Genomic DNA, 4653 nt, shown 5'->3' on the forward strand with positions numbered 1-4653 from the left:
AGAGCACCTGACTTTTAATCAGGTTGCCGGAGGTTCGAATCCTCCATGGCTCACCATTTTTCAACGCGGGGTAGAGCAGTCTGGTAGCTCATCAGGCTCATAACCTGAAGGTCGTCGGTTCGAATCCGGCCCCCGCAACCATAATTTTTTAGTTCATTAAATATTTTATTTTAGGCGGGAATAGCTCAATTGGCAGAGCATCAGCCTTCCAAGCTGAGGGTCGCGGGTTCGAATCCCGTTTCCCGCTCCATTTATATTATGGGTCTATAGCTCAGTTGGCTAGAGCATGTGGTTCATACCCACAGTGTCAGAGGTTCGAGTCCTCTTAGACCCACCATAATTATCTACATGGAGAGGTACCCAAGTGGCTGAAGGGGCGGGTTTGCTAAACCTGTAGTAGGGCATTTTCGCCCTAGCGAGGGTTCGAATCCCTCTCTCTCCGCCATGATGAATTTTTTGCCCTCATCGTCTAGTGGTCCAGGATACCAGGTTTTCATCCTGGCGACAGGGGTTCGAATCCCCTTGAGGGTACCATGGGCGAATAGCTCAGCTGGGAGAGCACCTGCCTTACAAGCAGGGGGTCACAGGTTCGAGCCCTGTTTCGCCCACCATTTAAAAAAACGGAGGCGTAGCGAAGTGGTTCAACGCGCCGGCCTGTCACGCCGGAGACCGCGGGTTCAAATCCCGTCGCCTCCGCCATTTTTTTATTTGGAGATATATTTTTTCTCAAATAATTAATTGTGCCGATGTAGCTCAGACGGTAGCAGCGCTTCCATGGTAAGGAAGAGGTCACCGGTTCAAATCCGGTCATCGGCTCCATAGAAGATTTTTGGGGATATAGCTCAGTTGGGAGAGCGCTACACTGGCAGTGTAGAGGTCAGGGGTTCGAATCCCCTTATCTCCACCAATAATACTTTATTAAAAAATAATACTTATATTATACTAATGGATATGGAACAGATATTATATAATGGAGGGGTGCCCGAGTGGCTAAAGGGAGCAGACTGTAAATCTGCCGGCGATGCCTACAGAGGTTCAAATCCTCTCCCCTCCACCATTGTGCGGGAATAGCTCAGTGGTAGAGCGTCACGTTGCCAACGTGAATGTCGCGGGTTCAAATCCCGTTTCCCGCTCCATTCTTAAATTTACAGGCACCTACTGAAGGGTGTCTTTTTTGTTTATTAATTTTTTTGAAATAGATAATAGTAGGTGATAAAATGAGAGATGAAGAAGATATTAATAAAAAAAGATTCTGGAAAATAATTATTTTTTCAATTATATCTCTTTTTATTGTTTTTATTCTTTCAATATCAATTGGATCCAGCTATATACCTTTTAATAATATAATTAAAATATTATTGGGGATTGAACAAAATAATTTAGAAACTCAAAGAATAATAGTAAATAATATAAGATTACCGAGAGTAATTATGAGTTTTCTGGTTGGTTCAGGTCTGGCTATAGCAGGAGTTATTTTTCAAGGAATAATTAGAAATCCAATGGCTGATCCATATATTGTTGGTATTTCAGCTGGGGCTGGTACTGGAGTTACTTTAGCTATAGTTTTAGGTATTAATTTTACTATTTTGGGTATAGGAACTTTGCCTATTATGGCTTTTGTAGGCGCAATACTAACAGTATATGCTGTTTACAATTTAGCGCGTGTTAATAATAAAGTTCCAGTAATGACTTTTTTATTAGCAGGGGTAGCAGTAGGTTATGTTTTAAATGCATTTACTTCTTTTTTAATGGTTATTGGATCAAATGAATTACATCAAATTGTTTATTGGTTAATGGGTTCTATTGCGAACAGCAATTGGCATGAAATAAAAATGATTTTACCTTATTATATTATTGGATTATTACCAGTTAGTTTTTTTCTAAATGATTTAAATATAATTTTACTAGGTGAAGAAAATGCACAATATTTAGGTGTTGATGTAGAAAAAGTAAAATTAATTTTAATAGTTTCAGCAACAATGATTACAGCAGCTGTAGTCTCAGTTAGTGGTAGTATCGGATTTGTAGGACTTATAATTCCTCATATAACTAGAATGTTAGTTGGACCTGATCATCGAAAATTGTTACCATTTGCAGCAATTTTTGGTGGTATTTTTATGATGATTTCTGATGATTTAGCTAGATTTTTACTTTCACCACTTGAAATTCCAGTTGGAATAATTACTTCACTTGCAGGTGGTCCTTATTTTATTTATCTTTTACGCAAGAAAAAGAATAGTAGTTGGTGATTTATATGTTAAATATTAAAAATTTAAGTTTTAAATATAAAAACGAAGAAGTTCTTAAAGATATTGACTATCATTTAGAAAAAAATGATTTCGTTGGTATAATTGGGCCAAATGGTTCAGGAAAATCTACTTTACTTAAAAATATTAGTAGAATTCTTAATCCAAATAAAGGAGTTATTTATCTTGATCAAAAATTGTTAAATCAATATAGTAGTAAAGAACTTGCAAAAAAAATGGCTGTAGTACCACAAAATACAAATGTAGATTTTAATTTTACAGTTTATGATATTATTATGATGGGTAGAAATCCTTATCAGGGTAAATGGGGAAAAATTAATGAGAAAGATAGTGAAATTGTAAACGAAGTAATGGAAGTTACTGATACTAAATATTTGGAAGATAAAAAAATAAATCAGTTGAGTGGAGGAGAAAGACAGCGAGTTATTATTGCAAGATCACTTGCTCAAAAACCTGATTTATTATTACTTGATGAACCAACTTCAAGTCTTGATATTAATTATCAGGGTGAAATTTTTGATTTAATTTCTGAGTTAAATCAAAAGCTATCTTTAACTATAATTGTAGTTTCTCATGATTTGAATTTAGCAAGTCAGTATTGTGATGAATTAATATTATTATCACAAGGTAAAATTTATGCTGTAGGTAGTCCAGAAGAAGTACTTACTGAGAAAAATATAAGAGAAGTGTATAATACTGAAGTTATAATAAAAAGAAATAATATTACTGATAGACCTTATGTTACTTTGGTTCCTCGAAATTATCAGGTTATGGATACTCCTAAAGGGGAGAGAATTCATATTGTAGCTGGTGGTGGTTCTGGAAGTGAACTTTTTAAAAGATTAAATAAAGAAGGTTATACAAATATTAGTTGTGGAGTTTTAAATCAAGGTGATAGAGATTGGGAGACTGCTCGCAAATTAAATTATAAAATTGTGGAAATTCCTCCATTTGATTATGTAGGAGAAATAAGTTCTGGAAGAAATAAAGAAGAAATGGAAAAAGCAGAAATTATAATTGTAACTAATACCCCATTTGGACACGGGAATCTGGGTAATCTTAAAACAGTTTCTGAGATGAATGATAAAGATATAATAGTAGAAGCTAAAAAAGATTTTTCTTATAGAGATTATACAGATGGGAAAGCACAAAAATTTTGGAAAAAAATAATAGATAAAAACAATACTCATATATACAAAAATACTTCAGAAATAATAAAAAATCTTAACAAATTACTAGATTGAATAATTTTTTTGGTTGTGCTATTATAAAAACAGGTATGTTAAACAAAAAATATATAAAAAAGGATGCCGATAAAGATGATAGAATCAGCCTCTTTAGAAGATGAATATTTCATTGTATTAACCCTTAAAGGTAAAGTATCTCGTTTGGCTAATAGAGTTCAAAAATTAATTGCTGAGCATTATGAAGTATATAAAGGTGAAAATTATCCAGTTTTACATGTAACTATTGATCGAATTAATAAGGAAAAATTGGACCAGGCTGTTAAGATTTTAAATGATTTAATTACAAATATTGAGCCGATAAAAATCAAAATTGAAGAAATTGATTGTTTTGAAGTATCTGAAGGTGATGATTTATTACTTTTAGATGTAAAAAATACTGGTTCTCTTTTATCATCAGCTAAATTATTACATAATAAATTTGTCGAGGAAAATATTTCTACAATTGATAATTATGAAGATTGGGATTTTCATATTACAATTATAAATAATAATTTTGCAACTAATCCTATTTCTAAAAAAGATTTTTCTGAAATTCAATATTTACTTCAAGATTTCAAAGTTCCCTTTAATTCTTATGCAGATAAATTAGAAATTTGGCAGGCAAGTCTCGAACCAGAAGAAAGAGTATTAAAAAGTTATGATTTATCAGGTGGTGAAAAGAAAAATGAGTAATGAATTAAAAGCTATTATTTTTGATTTAGATGGAGTTGTAACTGATACAGCAGAATATCATTATAAAAGCTGGAAATTGCCATTAAAAGAAGAGGGGATAGATTTTACTGAGGAGGAGAATGAAAAATTACGTGGGCTTTCTAGAAGAGACTCAGTAAAAACTATAGCTCAGGTTAAACAAGTTGATTTTACAAAAGAAAAAGAAGATGAAATCATGAAAAAAAAGAATGATTATTATCAGGAAATAATTGGTGATTTAAATAAAAATGATATGATCAGTGGAATATATCAAATACTTTTAGAGTTAAAAAACAAAAAATATAAATTGGCGGTTGCATCTGCTAGTAGAAACGCCAAACAGGTTATTAGAAGTTTAGAATTAGATAATTTTTTTGAATTAATAGCTGATGGAAATAGTGTGAAAAAATCAAAACCTGCACCTGATTTGTTTTTATTTACTGCCCAAA

General features: G+C 32.7%; 4 protein-coding genes and 11 tRNA genes. All 15 read left to right on the forward strand.

Features of this window, described 5'->3' with window-relative positions; genetic code table 11:
* Positions 1–64 precede the first annotated feature (64 nt).
* Positions 65–141, forward strand: a tRNA-Met gene (locus tag VJ881_11745).
* A gap of 33 nt (positions 142–174) precedes the next feature.
* Positions 175–250, forward strand: a tRNA-Gly gene (locus VJ881_11750).
* 10 nt (positions 251–260) lie between these two features.
* Positions 261–337, forward strand: a tRNA-Met gene (locus VJ881_11755).
* Positions 338–350: 13 nt separating this feature from the next.
* Positions 351–445 (forward strand) — tRNA-Ser (locus VJ881_11760).
* Between the two features lie 13 nt (positions 446–458).
* Positions 459–534, forward strand: a tRNA-Glu gene (locus VJ881_11765).
* Between the two features lies 1 nt (position 535).
* A tRNA-Val gene (locus VJ881_11770) sits at positions 536–611 on the forward strand.
* Between the two features lie 11 nt (positions 612–622).
* A tRNA-Asp gene (locus VJ881_11775) sits at positions 623–699 on the forward strand.
* A gap of 43 nt (positions 700–742) precedes the next feature.
* Positions 743–819, forward strand: a tRNA-Thr gene (locus VJ881_11780).
* 12 nt (positions 820–831) lie between these two features.
* Positions 832–907: transfer RNA gene (locus tag VJ881_11785), tRNA-Ala, on the forward strand.
* Between the two features lie 65 nt (positions 908–972).
* A tRNA-Tyr gene (locus tag VJ881_11790) sits at positions 973–1057 on the forward strand.
* Between the two features lie 4 nt (positions 1058–1061).
* Positions 1062–1136, forward strand: a tRNA-Gly gene (locus VJ881_11795).
* 81 nt (positions 1137–1217) lie between these two features.
* Positions 1218–2249: an iron chelate uptake ABC transporter family permease subunit gene (locus VJ881_11800; GenBank protein HKL76729.1), complete on the forward strand. Its 1032-nt coding sequence runs from the start codon at positions 1218–1220 to the stop codon at positions 2247–2249.
* Between the two features lie 5 nt (positions 2250–2254).
* Positions 2255–3511, forward strand: a complete 1257-nt coding sequence (locus VJ881_11805; GenBank protein HKL76730.1) for a heme ABC transporter ATP-binding protein — start codon at positions 2255–2257, stop codon at positions 3509–3511.
* A 75-nt stretch (positions 3512–3586) separates the two neighbouring features.
* A complete protein-coding gene (locus tag VJ881_11810) occupies positions 3587–4186 on the forward strand; it encodes a 2'-5' RNA ligase (GenBank protein HKL76731.1) in 600 nt (199 codons plus the stop codon).
* A partial coding sequence (gene pgmB / locus VJ881_11815) for a beta-phosphoglucomutase (protein ID HKL76732.1) occupies positions 4179–4653 on the forward strand: 475 nt, incomplete at its 3' end. The genes VJ881_11810 and pgmB, both read left to right, overlap by 8 nt.

The sequence above is a fragment of the Halanaerobiales bacterium genome, assembly GCA_035270125.1.
GTDB lineage: Bacteria > Bacillota > Halanaerobiia > Halanaerobiales > DATFIM01 > DATFIM01.